This window comes from Thiopseudomonas alkaliphila, from assembly GCF_001267175.1.
In the GTDB taxonomy this organism is placed as follows: Bacteria; Pseudomonadota; Gammaproteobacteria; order Pseudomonadales; family Pseudomonadaceae; genus Oblitimonas; species Oblitimonas alkaliphila.
The window spans coordinates 1,105,440-1,119,545 of record NZ_CP012358.1 but is presented as its reverse complement, the minus strand read 5'-3'; the positions used below and the strand labels follow the sequence as shown (position 1 = coordinate 1,119,545).

Annotated in this window: 10 protein-coding genes, 1 tRNA gene and 1 rRNA gene; 11 read left to right on the top strand and 1 reads right to left on the bottom strand. The window is 46.8% G+C overall.

The genetic code is table 11. The features are described 5' to 3' along the window. Positions 1–13 precede the first annotated feature (13 nt). From rrf to qhpE, 5 genes are all read left to right on the top strand, one after another. A 5S ribosomal RNA gene (gene rrf, locus AKN87_RS05370) occupies positions 14–129 on the top strand. Between the two features lie 243 nt (positions 130–372). After that, positions 373–449: transfer RNA gene (locus tag AKN87_RS05365), tRNA-Arg, on the top strand. A 166-nt stretch (positions 450–615) separates the two neighbouring features. Continuing rightward, positions 616–2,481: a sigma-54-dependent Fis family transcriptional regulator gene (locus AKN87_RS05360; RefSeq protein ID WP_096334854.1), complete on the top strand. Its 1,866-nt coding sequence runs from the start codon at positions 616–618 to the stop codon at positions 2,479–2,481. After that, the gene (locus AKN87_RS05355) at positions 2,478–4,211 is read left to right on the top strand and encodes an ABC transporter ATP-binding protein (protein WP_053102718.1); all 1,734 of its coding nucleotides are present in this window, start codon (positions 2,478–2,480) and stop codon (positions 4,209–4,211) included. The genes AKN87_RS05360 and AKN87_RS05355 overlap by 4 nt, the downstream gene beginning before the upstream one ends. Next, on the top strand, positions 4,204–4,794 hold the full coding sequence (gene qhpE / locus AKN87_RS05350; RefSeq protein ID WP_080995508.1) for a subtilisin-like serine protease QhpE: 591 nt from the start codon (positions 4,204–4,206) through the stop codon (positions 4,792–4,794). The genes AKN87_RS05355 and qhpE overlap by 8 nt, the downstream gene beginning before the upstream one ends. Positions 4,795–4,850: 56 nt before the next feature. Here the strand turns inward: qhpE and AKN87_RS05345 are convergent, their stop codons facing one another. Continuing rightward, a complete protein-coding gene (locus tag AKN87_RS05345) occupies positions 4,851–6,341 on the bottom strand; it encodes an aldehyde dehydrogenase family protein (RefSeq protein ID WP_053102717.1) in 1,491 nt (496 codons plus the stop codon). A gap of 472 nt (positions 6,342–6,813) precedes the next feature. Between AKN87_RS05345 and peaA the strand changes: the two genes are divergently transcribed. The 6 genes from peaA to qhpG all read left to right on the top strand — a co-directional run bounded on the left by peaA (position 6,814) and on the right by qhpG (position 14,090). Further along, entirely contained in the window at positions 6,814–8,397 is a 1,584-nt protein-coding gene (gene peaA / locus AKN87_RS05340) for a quinohemoprotein amine dehydrogenase subunit alpha (RefSeq protein ID WP_053102716.1), read from the top strand. Positions 8,398–8,433: 36 nt separating this feature from the next. Further along, entirely contained in the window at positions 8,434–9,867 is a 1,434-nt protein-coding gene (peaB, locus tag AKN87_RS05335) for a quinohemoprotein amine dehydrogenase maturation protein (protein WP_053100084.1), read from the top strand. A 2-nt stretch (positions 9,868–9,869) separates the two neighbouring features. After that, on the top strand, positions 9,870–10,193 hold the full coding sequence (qhpC, locus tag AKN87_RS05330; protein WP_053100083.1) for a quinohemoprotein amine dehydrogenase subunit gamma: 324 nt from the start codon (positions 9,870–9,872) through the stop codon (positions 10,191–10,193). A gap of 25 nt (positions 10,194–10,218) precedes the next feature. After that, a complete protein-coding gene (peaD, locus tag AKN87_RS05325; RefSeq protein WP_053100082.1) occupies positions 10,219–11,340 on the top strand; it encodes a quinohemoprotein amine dehydrogenase subunit beta in 1,122 nt (373 codons plus the stop codon). Between the two features lie 80 nt (positions 11,341–11,420). Next, positions 11,421–12,746 (top strand): alginate export family protein, encoded by a 1,326-nt coding sequence (locus AKN87_RS05320; RefSeq protein WP_053100080.1) that lies wholly within the window; start codon positions 11,421–11,423, stop codon positions 12,744–12,746. A gap of 42 nt (positions 12,747–12,788) precedes the next feature. Beyond that, the gene (gene qhpG / locus AKN87_RS05315) at positions 12,789–14,090 is read left to right on the top strand and encodes a flavin-dependent monooxygenase QhpG (RefSeq protein WP_053102715.1); all 1,302 of its coding nucleotides are present in this window, start codon (positions 12,789–12,791) and stop codon (positions 14,088–14,090) included. Positions 14,091–14,106: the final 16 nt, after the last annotated feature.

Here is a 14,106-nt window from a genome sequence, read left to right as displayed (position 1 = left end):
TTCTAAAGAATTGCTTGACGACCATAGAGCGTTGGAACCACCTGATCCCTTCCCGAACTCAGTAGTGAAACGATGTATCGCCGATGGTAGTGTGGGGTTTCCCCATGTGAGAGTAGGTCATCGTCAAGCGCCAAACAAAAAATCCCCTGTACGCACATCGCGACAGGGGATTTTTTTTGCTTAGGATTTATTAGTTTTTAAGGTTAACTTTTCATTTTCTCATGGATTAAGCGCACATCCTTGCTTGAGTGATACGTCTCCTGCGTTGTGCTACTCCTACTTTCCTTAGCCTGATCAAAGCTTAGGTTGAGTGAGCTAAAAAGCAAATTTATAGCAGCAGAGACTGCCTCTAACTGTTAAAATATTTAGCCTGTCCCCGTAGCTCAGTCGGATAGAGCAAGTGCCTCCTAAGCGCTAGGTCGGAGGTTCAATTCCTCTCGGGGACGCCATTTTCTACACTATCTGCTTTTCTGGCAGTTAGATCACCTTCCTGACTATCGATAACTCAACATTTTGCCCTTTAAGCTGATCTAAAGTTTAAGCTATTTATGCAACCGATTCTCTTTAAGGTTGGTAAGATAAGGCATAAGCACTCAGTAGTAGCTGGTTAAAAATATGACAATAAAAGATATTGATGCTGGGCAGGGGTATACCGCCTCGATGATGAACACTATGTGGTCGCGTTTAAGTTACCCACAAATTATTAAAGCTGCGCGAGCACGAAGTACGGCGTATGGGGTAAATGCCAGTGCCGATTCGTGTCTAAAACAGCAAATTAGCTTGGCTGAGTTGAGAAAAAATAATGGATTATTATTAGATGCAGCAGAGCCTGTTTTAGAGCGACTTACCGAGCAGTTCGCTAGCTTTCAAAGTGATGCGTTATTTATTTTAGCGAACCGCGAAGCGACTATTTTAAGTGTGGAAGGGCGTTCGGAGCAGCAGCAAGAAATCAGTGATGTAGCACCAGGGGTATGTTGGAGTGAAAGTATCCGTGGGACTAATGCTTTAGGAACTGCGCTAGTCGAAGCGCAGCCTATGCTGATTAATTGTGGTGAACACTTTCTGGAGCGTTTAGAGCGTTATTCATGCTCTTCGGTATTGCTCAATGATGCCGACGGCGCAGTAACAGGTGTTTTGAGCTTGGCGCGTAAAGGGGCTTTACCTGAGACTCAAGACAGCTTACTTATGCTGACTTTAACCGCTAGCTATATTGACCGACGTTTGTTTATCAGTAGCCAAAGCGAGCATATACGTTTGGCTTTTCATTGCAGTCCTAATTATTTGGATTCACCCTGGCAGGGTTTACTCTCAGTTAGTTTAGATGGCCATATTATGGCCGTGAATGATGCAGCCTGCGAGCTCTTAGGCCAGCCAAGGGAGTTATTGTTAGGGCAATCCTGCGAGACATTTTTAGGTGGACGAGTCCCCGCGCTGAAGCGGATTACTAAAGGTTTGTCTGGTAGCTTGAAAACCAAACGTGGCAAGTTGTTTTATAAAATTTTGCAAATGCCAGAAACCGATGCTTTAGCCAGTTATGCGCCGGCTAAAGTGAAAAAACAGCCGAGCTATCTGACTTCAGCCAACCCAAAGTTTGAAAAAAATCTAGGACTAGCTCAGCGTGGTTTTGCCAAAGATTTACCTATCTTATTATTAGGTGAGACCGGTACAGGTAAAGAGGTAATTGCCCGTCATCTGCATAATCAAAGTAGTCGTGCAGGGCAGCCTTTTGTTGCGGTTAACTGTGCAGCTATACCTGAAGGTTTAATCGAGTCTGAGCTATTTGGTTATAAAGAGGGGGCATTTACTGGTGCGCGTCGTGGCGGAATGGCTGGTCGCCTGCAGCAGGCGCAGGGTGGCACATTATTCCTAGATGAGGTCGGAGATATGCCTGTTGAGCTACAGGCGCGTTTATTACGTGTACTGCAAGAGCGTCATTTTACTCCTTTAGGCGGGGCTCAAGAGCAGCCGTTAAATATTGGTTTAATCTGTGCGACTCACCGTGATTTGCGGCAACATGTTGCGGATAAATCGTTTCGGGAAGATTTGTACTATCGAATTAACGGCATGAGCATGCAGCTGCCAGCACTCAGACAGCGGAATGATTTATCTCAGTTATGCGAGTTGTTTTTAGCCAGAGAAGGTTTTACTAAGGTGACCTTAAGTGCTGATTTGCAGCGCTTATTTGCAGATTATCATTGGCCAGGAAATATTCGCCAGCTAGAAATGGTGATGCGCACTTTGGCTGCTCTAGCTGAGCCTGAACAGCAGTATTTTAATTTAGATGATTTACCCGATACTTTGTTAGAAGAATTACAAGAAGCCTTACCGCAAGATGCTGGTACCTGCATTCGTAGTAATGAAAACGAATTAATTCGCCAAGCTCTAATGAATCATGAAGGCAATGTTAGTGCGGCAGCGCGTGAGCTAGGCATTAGCCGAGCCACTTTATATCGTAAATTAAAGCAGTTGGACAACATATGACGCGCTGGCTAGCAAAGCTGATTAGTAGCCAAGAACAGGCACGATTAGCGGATGCCTTGCACTGGCTGTACCAGTTTGTAAAACCACATCGAACTGCTGTTTATGGGTTATTACTGCTGTCATTAATCGCCTCTGGCATTACTTTGTTGCAGCCGTGGCTCACTAAGATGCTGATTGATGATGGCCTGGTAGCGGGCAACTTTAATGCCTTGTTGGCAGTGGCTTTAGCGATGGTTAGTGTAGGGATATTAGGCACTGTGCTATCAGGTGTAAGTCGTTACCTGCATACCCGATTATCTGGACAGATTTTATTTTCGTTGCGTGATGCGCTCTATCAACACTTACAAAAACTGTCGCCTAGTTTTTATAGTCAATGGCGAATGGGCGATTTGTTTACACGCTTAGATGGCGATGTGGCAGAGATTCAGCGTTTTGCTGTGGATGCGTTATTTTCGGCAATTTCCAATCTATTAGGATTATTAGGCGCGCTTATTTTGTTGGTAAGCCTATCTTGGAAGTTGGCTTTATTAGTTTTAGTGCTAGTGCCGCTTGAGTTGCTGTGGCTGCGTTGGATGCGACGTAAAGTTGAAAGCAATAGTCGAGCGCTACGTGAAAAGGCCAGTGATATTTCTTCGTTCATGGTGGAAACGTTGCCAGCGATGAAATTTATTCAAGCCGCAGTGCAAGAAGAGCGTGAAGCTAGGCGTTTGCGTGAGTTATCAGGTAATTATTTGCAGCAATTGCTGCGTTTACAGTTAACTGAGTTTTTTACGCAGGCGGTACCCAATCTTTTGACCTCCATTACTCGGGCAACGGCCTTTATTATTGGCGGCTATTGGGTGATTCAAGGGACTTGGCAGCTTGGAGCTTTAATCGCTTTTTCGACCTATTTGGGTATGGTGATTGGACCGGCACAAAGCTTGTTAGGGTTATATGTTTCCATTCAGCGAATGAGTGTCAGCCTGACTAGGGTGCAAGAGTTACAAGCAGCACCAATTGCTGTAACGAGTGAACAAGCGCGTCCGTTGCCAATTGAGTCACCAGGCAGGATTGAATTGCAGGGCGTGAGCTTTACTCATCAAGGGCGTGCTGAGCCGACCTTGTCTCAGGTAAACGCGCAATTTCAAGCGGGGCAAAAAATTTCCTTGGTTGGTGGTTCAGGGGCTGGAAAAAGCACCTTGATTGATTTATTGCAGCGCTTTTATTTGCCGCAAGAAGGGGTTATTTTACTGGATGGACAGGATATTCAGCAGTTTGATTTAGCCGCGTTTCGGCGCAAAGTCGCGGTGGTTAGCCAAGACATTGTATTGTTTCGTGGCAGCTTAGCGGACAACTTACGCTATGTGGCGCCTGCAGCGACCGATGCAGAAATTTTAGCGGTGTTGCAGCAGGTGCAGTTGCAAGGACTGCTTGATCAGCTACCGCAAGGCATTGATACTCCACTTGCCGAGCGCGGGCAGCAGTTGTCAGGTGGGCAGAAACAGCGTATTGCAATTGCGCGGGCATTATTACAGCAACCAATATTACTGATTCTAGACGAAGCCACTTCAGCGGTGGATGAAGCAACAGAGCTGCGTATCATGCAAGAAGTCGATCGCTTATTTGCCCGCTGCACACGGATTGTTATTAGTCATCGCAGTCATACCTGGCAGCAAGCTGATGCTTGCTGGCTCTTGCGTGATGGCCAATTGACACAGAAAAATTTAGCTAAGGTGATGAGTCATGTTTAAGCGCATTGGCATCGTCGATAGTGGCTATAGCCTAGAGCAAGCGTCTTATGTATTTGCCAGTCAACGTCTTATGCTGACCGCTAAAGGAGTAGAGCAAACCCCTGTGCAGCCTGATGTTACCGGCCATGGCAGTGCAGTCATCGAGATTATTCGCATGCATCAGCCCAGGACGCAGTTTGCGGTAGCACAGGTATTTGATCAGGATCATCGTACCTCGGTTGAGCAGGTGGTGGCAGGGATTGATTGGTTGTTAGAGCAGCAGGTAGAGCTAATTAACTTAAGTCTTGGTTTAAGGGAGCCGCAGCCTAGCTTGCATGCGGCCTTGCAAAGAGCAAAGGCGCTGGGGGTGTTATTGATGGCTTCTAGCCCTGCGATGGGGCCTAAGGTTTATCCTGCGGCTTATCCTGAAGTGATTAGCATCACCAGTGATGGGCGTTGTACTGAACCTGCCCAGTTTTATCGTTTGAAGGTGGGCAATGCCCAATTTGGCGCCCACGGGCATGGGCCGAAACAGCACGTAGGATCCAGTATGGCCTGCGCGCATTTTGCTGGCCTATGGGCGAAAAATACACTGGAAAGTTAATTGGCTAAACGCAAACGAGCCAGCAATAGCTGGCTCGTTTATTGTTACTTGAGGGGTTAGACTTTAATCAGTACAGATTTGTGCTCAGTGTAAGCTGAGATGACTTCCTCACCCATTTCGCGACCTAAACCAGAAAGTTTATAACCACCAAATGGCAGAACTGGGTCTAAAGCGCTGTGGCAGTTAACCCATACTGAGCCTGATTTAATTTGTGGAATTAAACGGTGCACGGCTGCAAGGTCATTGGACCAGATACTAGCACCTAAGCCATAAATGTTGTCATTGGCTAATTGCACCGCTTCTTCTAAGGTATCGAACGGCTGACAAACCAGTACTGGGCCAAAAATTTCTTCTTGCACCAACTCGCTGTCTTGTTTTACATCAGCAATAACCGTTGGTTTAACAAAGAAGCCTGGGCCAAAGGATTCGCCACCACAAACAATACGTGCACCTTCAGCGCGGCCTTGATCAATAAAGCGCTGCACACTATTTTGCTGCTTTTTAGAGATCAGTGGACCCATATCCACGGATGGATCCATAGCGTTACCGAGCTTCATGTTATTGGCAATTTCGGCAATGCCTTGTACCACAGTTTCATAATGTTTGCGGTGTACATAAAGGCGAGAACCGGCGCTGCATACTTGACCGTGGTTAAAGAAAATTGCTTGTGCTGCTCCAGCAATGGCTTCTTCTAAGTTGGCATCTTCGAGTACCAGTACAGGAGACTTACCGCCCAATTCTAAGGTAACGCGGGTCATGTTATCCATGGCCGCTTTACCGATGGTTTGGCCCACTTGGGTTGAACCAGTGAAGGTTAGCTTGTTCACCTGTGGATGGCTGCTGAGTGCTGCGCCAACTACAGAGCCAGGACCAGTGATTACGTTAAGTACACCCGCTGGGTAGCCGGCTTCTTTGACTAATTCGGCTAGCTTGAGCAAGCTCAGTGGCGTTTCATCGGCTGGTTTAATGACAATGGTACAGCCAGTAGCAAGGGCTGGGGCAATTTTCCAGCAAGCTAATAAAAGAGGAAAGTTCCAAGCAACAATAGCACCGACTACGCCAATCGGCTCACGACGAGTAAAGCCGTGGAAGTGGGCATCGGGTAGTAAAGGTAAGGATGGTTCAACGGTGCTGCCACCTAATTTAGTTGCCCAACCGGCCATATAGCGTAAAAAGTCGATGCACAGCTGTACGTCCATCGCGCGGGCTACTGCTGCGCTTTTACCGTTATTGAGACACTCCAGTTCAGCTAATACTTGGCCGTCGCGCTCCATTAAATCAGCAAGTTTCCAGAGCAAATTTTGGCGCTCACGAGGACGCATACGTGACCATTCAGAATCATCAAATGCTTGACGCGCGCTAGCGACAGCGCGCTCCATATCACTGATTCCACCGTGAGCTACGCTGGCCACATGCTCACCAGTTGCTGGGTTATTGAGCTCTAGGGTGTTACCGCTATCGCTAAACACAAACTCATTATTGATGAACAGGCCAATAGGTTGGCTAATAAATGCTTGGGTAGCAGCGGAGGGTGTAGGTACTGACATAGTAGAATCTCTCTTTTTTATTAGTGATACTTAGAATTAAGCAAAGTGCGTGCCATTCTAATTAAACCGCCTTAACCCATGGCCTTGCGAGCGGTTTGAGGTTGTAGAGCTAATGCAGAGTGAGTCTTTGCTCAAGACAGTGTCGCAAAGTGAGACAGCGAGTGTTGATCCTGACGCACCCCATCACATAGGGGCTGTTCTATGAATCTAGCGTAATTTAAATAGAGCTTGAGCAAAAACATGTTTCCAAATAAGAATTAAGTGTTTTAACTTGCTACAGCTGGATTAAAAAAAATCGTAAAAAACTCAGTTAGTGCTTTAAAATCAATTGCTTGATTTGGTAAGCAATTGATTTTAAAAGGTTTGTGTTGAGTTGGCATGAAAATCGCTTACCAATAAAGGTGTGGAGTGATGCAATCGTGTGACGCGTTTGCCATTTCTAAAACGAGAATAAGAATAAGTGGAGGTCTTGATGAAGACACAACTACGGCAGTGCCTGATGCCCACTATGCTTGCATTAGCAGTCATGGGAGCTTCAACGTCGAGTTTTGCTGAGCAGGCGCGTCCTGGGAAGCAAATCTTGCAAGAAACCTGTGCTGTTTGCCATCAAAAGCAAGATGATGAAAAACTTAGCCGCATCAGTTATCAGCGTAAAACCCCTGAGGGTTGGTTGATGACCGTGGTGCGTATGCAAGTTGCCCATGGCTTAGAGATTAGCAATGAAGACCGCCGTAGTGTGGTTAAGTACTTAGCTGATACTCAAGGTTTGGCACCTAGCGAAACAGAGGGTGTACGTTACGCTTTAGAGCGCCGTTTAAATACCGTTGAGTCATTCCGCGGGGAGGAACTCGGTGAAATGTGCGCACGTTGTCACTCAGGAGCGCGAGTGGCTTTACAGCGTCGTCCAACCAAAGAATGGCAGCAGCTGATTAACTTCCACTTAGGTCAATGGGCTTCATTAGAATATCAAGCGCTGTCGCGTGATCGTGACTGGTTTGATATTGCAATTAATAAAACTGCGCCTGAGTTAGCTGAGCGCTATCCAATTGATTCTAAAGACTGGGATAAGTGGCAGAAAGATAAGCCTGCGGCTGAAAGCTTGAAAGGTTCGTGGAGCTTTAGCGGCCACTACACCGGTAAAGGCGAAGTGCGTGGTGCGATGACTGTCGAACCAACAGGCAATGATCAGTTTAAAGTCACTGTTAAAGGTGAGTATGCGGACGGTCAGCCATTTGTTGGGGAAGGTACCGGTATTTTATATAACGGCTATGAATGGCGAGCTAATATCACCATTGATGGCGTAGTGATGCGCCAGGTGTTTGCAGCTGTTAATGGCGAAATGAAAGGTCGAATGTTTGAGCGTAAAAACGATGAGCGTGGTTTAGACTTCGTTGCCGCACAACAAGGCCAAACACGTTTGTTAGCAGTACAGCCAAGCTATGTTAAAGCTGGTAGTGAAGCAGTATTAACTTTAGTTGGTGCTGGCTTAAGTGGTAAACCTGACTTTGGTAAAGGCATTGAAGTGCTTTCCGTTGAGCAGGCCAGCGCTGAGCAAATGCAAGTACGGGTTAAAGTCGCTGCAGATGCCAAATTAGGTTCCCATAGCTTGCAAGTAGGTAAAGCTAAAGGTGCTGAGCTGGCAGTTTATCAAGCGATTGACAATATTAAAGTCTTACCTGACTACTCGATTGCGCGCTTAGGTGGTAATGGCGGCACGGTAGAAAAGGTTGAAGGTCGCTTTGATGCAGAAGCTTGGGCCGTGAACGCGGAAGGTAAGCCTTATCGTTTAGGCGTAATGCCTGCCACCTGGTCAGTTGATGCTTGGGATGAAAAAGCGGTAGCAGCTGAGGATCTACGTTTTGCTGGAACCATGGATGCTGAAACAGGCGTCTTTACACCAGCAGGCGCGGGACCTAACCCTGAGCGGAAGATGATGGCCAGTAACGTGGGTAACTTAAAAGTGATTGCTAAAGTCACTGAAGACGGTAAAACCCATGAAGCTGAAAGCCATATGGTGGTCACCGTACAGCGCTGGAATCTACCTCCGATTCCATAATGCGTAACACAATAATAAGTCTAAAAGGGTGAAGTCATGGGTGCGAGATTAAACTTAGTGGAGCACAACCTGCATGAAGTGCAGGTAGACGCTACGCGCATGCTGTTTCATATTCCCAGTAGTTCATTGTTTGCCAGCGATGAAATTACTTCGGGAGTGATTGCCAGCTTGCGTCAGGGCGAGTGTTCTGAGCAAGAATTACAAACCCGCTTAGCTGGGCGTTTTAACTCGCAAGATGTCAAACAAACATTAGAAGAGTTAATTGCTTTAGAAGTAGTCAGCGATGGCAGGCCGCTAACGCCTGAAATTCGAAATAAACGGGTTGAGAAAACCGCACTGAATACTGTGGTTTTAAACGTCAATACCGGCTGCAATCTGAGCTGTACTTATTGCTATAAAGAAGACTTAGATAAGCCTTCGGCTGGCAAAAAAATGGGTGCAGAAACAGCAGAAGCTTCGGTTGAGATGTTGCTTAAGGAGTCACCGGATGAGCCGCGTTATACCGTGGTGTTCTTTGGTGGTGAGCCCTTAAGTAATCGTCCGTTAATCGAACACATGGTTGACTACTGTGAGCGGCGTTTGGGCGCACTCGGCAAAGGCGTAGACTTTGTGATGACGACCAACGCGACCTTGCTTACCGAAGAAATCGTGGATTACTTAAATGCTCACCGCTTTGGTTTATCGATCAGTATTGATGGACCTAAAACGGTGCATGACCGTAATCGGATCACGGTGGGTGGTCAGGGTACTTACGATGTGGTGCGTCGCAAAGCCGATATGCTATTGGCCCGTTATAACAGTCGCCCGGTGGGCGCTCGTGTAACCTTAACCAAAGGCATAACGGATGTAGAAACCATCTGGGACCACTTATTTAATGAAGTGGGCTTTGCTGAAGTAGGCTTTGCTCCAGTAACTACTGGAGACATCAGCAGCTTTAACTTATCAGGCGAAGAAGTAGAGCAGGTGTTTGCCAATATGAAGGCTTTAGGTCGTCGCTATTTAGATGCGGCCTTGCGTCATGAAAATATTGGCTTCTCCAACCTGCACCAGATGATTACAGACATTCACGAAGGGCATAAAAAACTATTGCCCTGCGGCGCTGGTTTGAAAATGCTGGCTGTTGATCATAAGGGCGAGTTAAACCTGTGTCACCGCTTTACTGGTTCTGAAATGCCAACTTTTGGCAACGTCTTGAACCAAGGGGTGAAACAAGTCGAGCTCAATGACTTTTTGTCAGCGCGTTTAGATCGTACTAATACTGGCTGTCAAACCTGTCGGATTCGTAACCTTTGCTCAGGCGGCTGCTATCACGAAAGTTATGCTCGCTATGGCGACCCAACACACCCGACCTATCACTATTGCGAACTAATGCGTGACTGGGTGGATTTTGGTATCGAGGTTTATAGCCGCATTATGGCGAAAAACCCTGCCTTTATTGACACCTACATCACTCCACGCAAGGGGCATTAATTATGAAACACTTAAAGCCGATCAATAATAAAGCACAACACCTTACCGAAGCTGTTGCTGAAAATCGTCAAGACGAAGTTTTAGCGATGAGCATTGTCGCTGGCTGTACAGCAACCGTTGACCCAGGTTGGGAAGTCGATGCCTTTGGCGGCATTAGCTCTCTGTGTCAGCCAATGGAAGCTGACCTATACGGTTGCGCGGATCCTTGCTGGTGGCCAGCACAGCTCCCCGACATTATGAGCACGCACCCAAACTGGAACAAAGACGCGGCTGACTCTGCAACTGACTGGCGCAACTTGCAGACAATTTTCCCTGAAGATGTTTAATGTTTGCTGCCAATGAGGAAAGGTTATGAATAATAAAAAAATGTGGTTAGGCGCAACATTAACCGCGCTATGTTTAAGCAGCGTAAGTGCCTTTGCGTTCAATGAAAGCAAACCTTTAGCTAAGGGTAGCGAGTATTTAGCGGTATCTAACTACCCAGATAACTTGCATATCATTGATGCTAAAGAGGATAAGCTCTATAAAACCTGTAAGATCCCAGGTAAGTTTGGCCCAGGCACCGTAGTAATGAGCCCAGACAAAACCCGCGCCTATGTGTTAGGTAATGGGTTCAGTGAAGTGTTTGGCTTTAACGTGGATAACTGTGAGATTGAATTCCGCGCTAAGTTTGCGCAGCAGTCGAACGAAGATGCGCGTTCTATGTTCTCGTTTGCGGTTAGTGTTGATGGCAAAGAGGTGTATGTTGCCAACAACCCAGTGCTGAAATTTAGCGATCACTATGAAGTGCAACAGTCGCGTTTATTTGTATATGACGCTAATGGCGGAACCAAAGCGAAGCCTATTCGTCAGTTCCCGATGCCGCGCCAGCTCTATACCATGCAGGCCGCTGATGATGGTTCTTTATATGTAGCCGGTCCTGATATCTATAAAGTTGATGTGCAAACGGGTAAATATGAAGTGGCCATTCCAGTGCGTAACTGGAAGCGTGAAAACTATGGTGCACCGGATGTTTTATATTTCTGGCCACACCAGCAAAAAACTCGCGACTTCAGTATTTTATATACTGCACCTAAGTTTAAAGATGAGAAGCAAGATCCTGAAACCGCTGATGTGAAGTACGGCTTCTACAACGTCAACTTGGCGACTGGTAAAACAGAAACCAAAGACTTTGCTGTAGCCGAAGAAATTTACTTCACTGGTTACCGTGATCCTAAAGATGATAATACGATGTTTGCGGTACTTAACCGTTTAACTAAGTACGACATCAAAAATGAGAAGCTTTTGAAAGCTCAAGAGCTAGATCACACTTACTATTGCATTACCTTTAACGATAAAGCCGATAAAATTTATCTGGTGGGTACCTTGAATGACATCAGTATCCATAACCCAGACACGCTAGAGAAAATTGGCAGCATCACCTTGCCAGGTGGTGATATGGCGATTACGACAGCACAGACCTTTATTCGTTAAGTGCGACTCGGTAGGTGCTGACATCAGTCAGCACCTACACCTTTCCTAAACAACAACAATAATCTTTTAGGAGTGTCTTTATGACTAAGCGCTCGGTGCTTTCTTGCGCCATCACATTAGCGATCGCTGCCACTTCTAGTGCGCAAGCCTATGAACTTTATCAAGATGATGCACGTTACTTAAACCTAGATGTGTCGGCTGCTTTTGGGCTGTTTCACAGCCAGCGTAGTTATGCAGCAGTCAACCCCGAGACTAAAGAGCAAAGTACGAGCTGGCGCGAAGGCTATCTTAAGTATGGCTTTAGTGCAGGGCAAAAACTGGTGGATGATTCTGAGTTGAGTGCAGGCTTGGCTTGGGTCAGCTCGGGGACTTGGGGTAATGGCGATGCCGCTGGTTTAACCGATGGTTCGGAGCGACACACTCGGATCGAAGAGGGCTGGGCCCGCTGGAAATCGGGCCAGCTTATTTCAGCATTGGGCGAGAATGGGCTGGATATTTCTGCCGGACGACAGTTTGCTTCAGTTGGCAGTGGATTTTTAATTCATGGTGACCCGGTCAATATGGGGAACCAAATTGCCGATGGTGTTTTAGATCGTGGAGGTGCCTATTATTTAGCACCACGCAATAACTTTGCGCGCACCGGTATTATTCGCCTTGGCGGTGAAACAGGCTGGCGCGGCGATCTGATGTACTTAAAGTCAGAAAACAAGGCCCAGGCAAAAACCGCTTTGCATGTGGCTAACCTTGAGCATGTAGGGGCAATGGGGACGATTGGCGCCACCTACATTAAAGGAAAGGATGTCGATAAAGAGTACGCCGATGAGTTTCAGCTCGAGCGGAAAGGTATGAAGGTCTACAGCTTACGTGGTAATAGTAGCTTTGGCGTTGATAACCTTGATTTATCGGCCGAGTATGCTCGGCAGAAAAAGCGTAGCGGCGATAAAGAAAATGCTTGGTTTACCCAAGCTAGCTGGACGTTTGCCGATACCCCTTGGCAGCCTACGGCAACCTATCGTTATAGTCGTTTTTCCAAAGGGTTTGACCCACTATTTTATGGTTTAAGTACGGGTTTTGGTACTTGGTTCCAAGGTGAAGTAGCAGCTAACTATGCTGGACCATTTAATAGCAATACCAAGGTGCATCATGTGGGGGTAACAGCTCAGCCACGAGAGGATCTGACCTTGGGCGCATTGGCTTTTAAATTTAATACACTCGATAAAAAACAAGGTGATTTATCAGGTAGCGAGTTTGATATTTATGCGCAGTGGGACGTCAATCAACACTTATCGATTATTCCGGTAATGGGGTTATACAAGCCGAAAAAAGATGTTAGTCAAGGCGGAGCTCAGTTAAAAGACAACAAGCGCAACCTGTATAGCCAGTTGCTATTTATGACGCAGTTTTAGAGGATAATCTAAGTTAATTCAGAGCAACGCATAGAGGTTAGCATGCAACAGATTGTCGTTTTAGGGGCAGGGCCAGCAGGCACAGTGTGCGCACTGGGCTTGCAGCGCTTAGGCTATACGGTCACGGTAGTCACAAGCGCCCGTAGTTTTGCTGCGGTGGAAGGTGTCTCAGAGCGTGTGTTGCATGGATTAAAACAAGCAGGCTTGGAATTAGCACTGGCCAGTGTTAACCAAGCCTGTTTGCGTCAAGTCAGTTGGAATGGTGATAGTAGTGCACAGAATCAAGAATTTTTGCTCGATCGACCGTTATTTGATGCTACACTAATAGCCCAACTCAGGCAGGCAGGTATTAAGGTCATTGAGCAAAGCGCAATTAAGGTGGTGGCACATGAGGCGGGGTTTCAGATCCAGCTTAAAGATGGACAAAGGCTCAGTGCAGATTTTTTAGTAGAAGCCAGAGGTCGCCAAGCGCCTGCTTCGGGTAAAGGGCTGCGGGGACCAGAAACCATTAGTTTATTAAATCGCTGGCAAGGACAAAGCGCACCGCCTAAAACTACAGTCACTAGCCTAGCTGATGGTTGGAGCTGGATGGCGCAGCTAGCAGATGGCCGCTGTTATTGGCAGCTGACGTTAGATGTTGCCAGTGCGAATTTACCTAGCAAGCAGCAATTGATCGACTATTGTGCTCAGCGCCGTGCAGCCTGTAGTGTTTCACAGCAGTTTTTTGCCGATCAGCCAAGTATTGAGCAAATTGACTTACATGCACGCAGTAGTACTTCAACCTTAAGTCAGGCTGCCGTAGGTGAGCGCTGGATCCGCATTGGTGATGCAGCGATGGCGGTGGATCCTTTGTCAGGCAATGGCATTTTTCAGTCATTATCTTCAGCCTTACAAGCACCGGCAGTGATCCATACCCTATTGCAACGGCCAGAGAATCAGCAGTTAGCACAACAGTTTCATCAAACCCGGGTAGAGAACTTGTTTATGCGCTTTGCTCGTTTAGGCCGAGACTTTTATCAAATGGAGCAGCGTTGGCTCGAGCAGCCCTTTTGGCAAGCGCGTCGGCAATGGCCAGATACTGAAGTTATGCATCAGCAGGTTAGGCTTGAACAAATTCAAGTGCGAGAGCAACCGGTGCTAGAGCATAACTATATTGTTGGGCGTGCTGTAGTGGTAACAGCTGATCAACCCTTAGGTATTTGGCATGTGGATGGCCTTGAGTTGGCGCCTTTTGTTCAAACCTTACAAAAGCAAGGGCTAGAAGTGGCTTTGCAAAGTTATGAGCCGCAACAGCAGCGAATTTTACAGCAGTGGTTAGCGACTACCCTTAATCCAATCAGTTAAGTTGCTAGAGGCTAGA

Coding starts and splice junctions, on each gene's coding strand:
- AKN87_RS05360 (WP_096334854.1), top strand. CDS start 616: ATGACAATAAAAGATATTGATGCTGGGCAGGGGTATACCGCCTCGATG.
- AKN87_RS05355 (WP_053102718.1), top strand. CDS start 2,478: ATGACGCGCTGGCTAGCAAAGCTGATTAGTAGCCAAGAACAGGCACGA.
- qhpE (WP_080995508.1), top strand. CDS start 4,204: ATGTTTAAGCGCATTGGCATCGTCGATAGTGGCTATAGCCTAGAGCAA.
- AKN87_RS05345 (WP_053102717.1), bottom strand. CDS start 6,341: ATGTCAGTACCTACACCCTCCGCTGCTACCCAAGCATTTATTAGCCAA.
- peaA (WP_053102716.1), top strand. CDS start 6,814: ATGAAGACACAACTACGGCAGTGCCTGATGCCCACTATGCTTGCATTA.
- peaB (WP_053100084.1), top strand. CDS start 8,434: ATGGGTGCGAGATTAAACTTAGTGGAGCACAACCTGCATGAAGTGCAG.
- qhpC (WP_053100083.1), top strand. CDS start 9,870: ATGAAACACTTAAAGCCGATCAATAATAAAGCACAACACCTTACCGAA.
- peaD (WP_053100082.1), top strand. CDS start 10,219: ATGAATAATAAAAAAATGTGGTTAGGCGCAACATTAACCGCGCTATGT.
- AKN87_RS05320 (WP_053100080.1), top strand. CDS start 11,421: ATGACTAAGCGCTCGGTGCTTTCTTGCGCCATCACATTAGCGATCGCT.
- qhpG (WP_053102715.1), top strand. CDS start 12,789: ATGCAACAGATTGTCGTTTTAGGGGCAGGGCCAGCAGGCACAGTGTGC.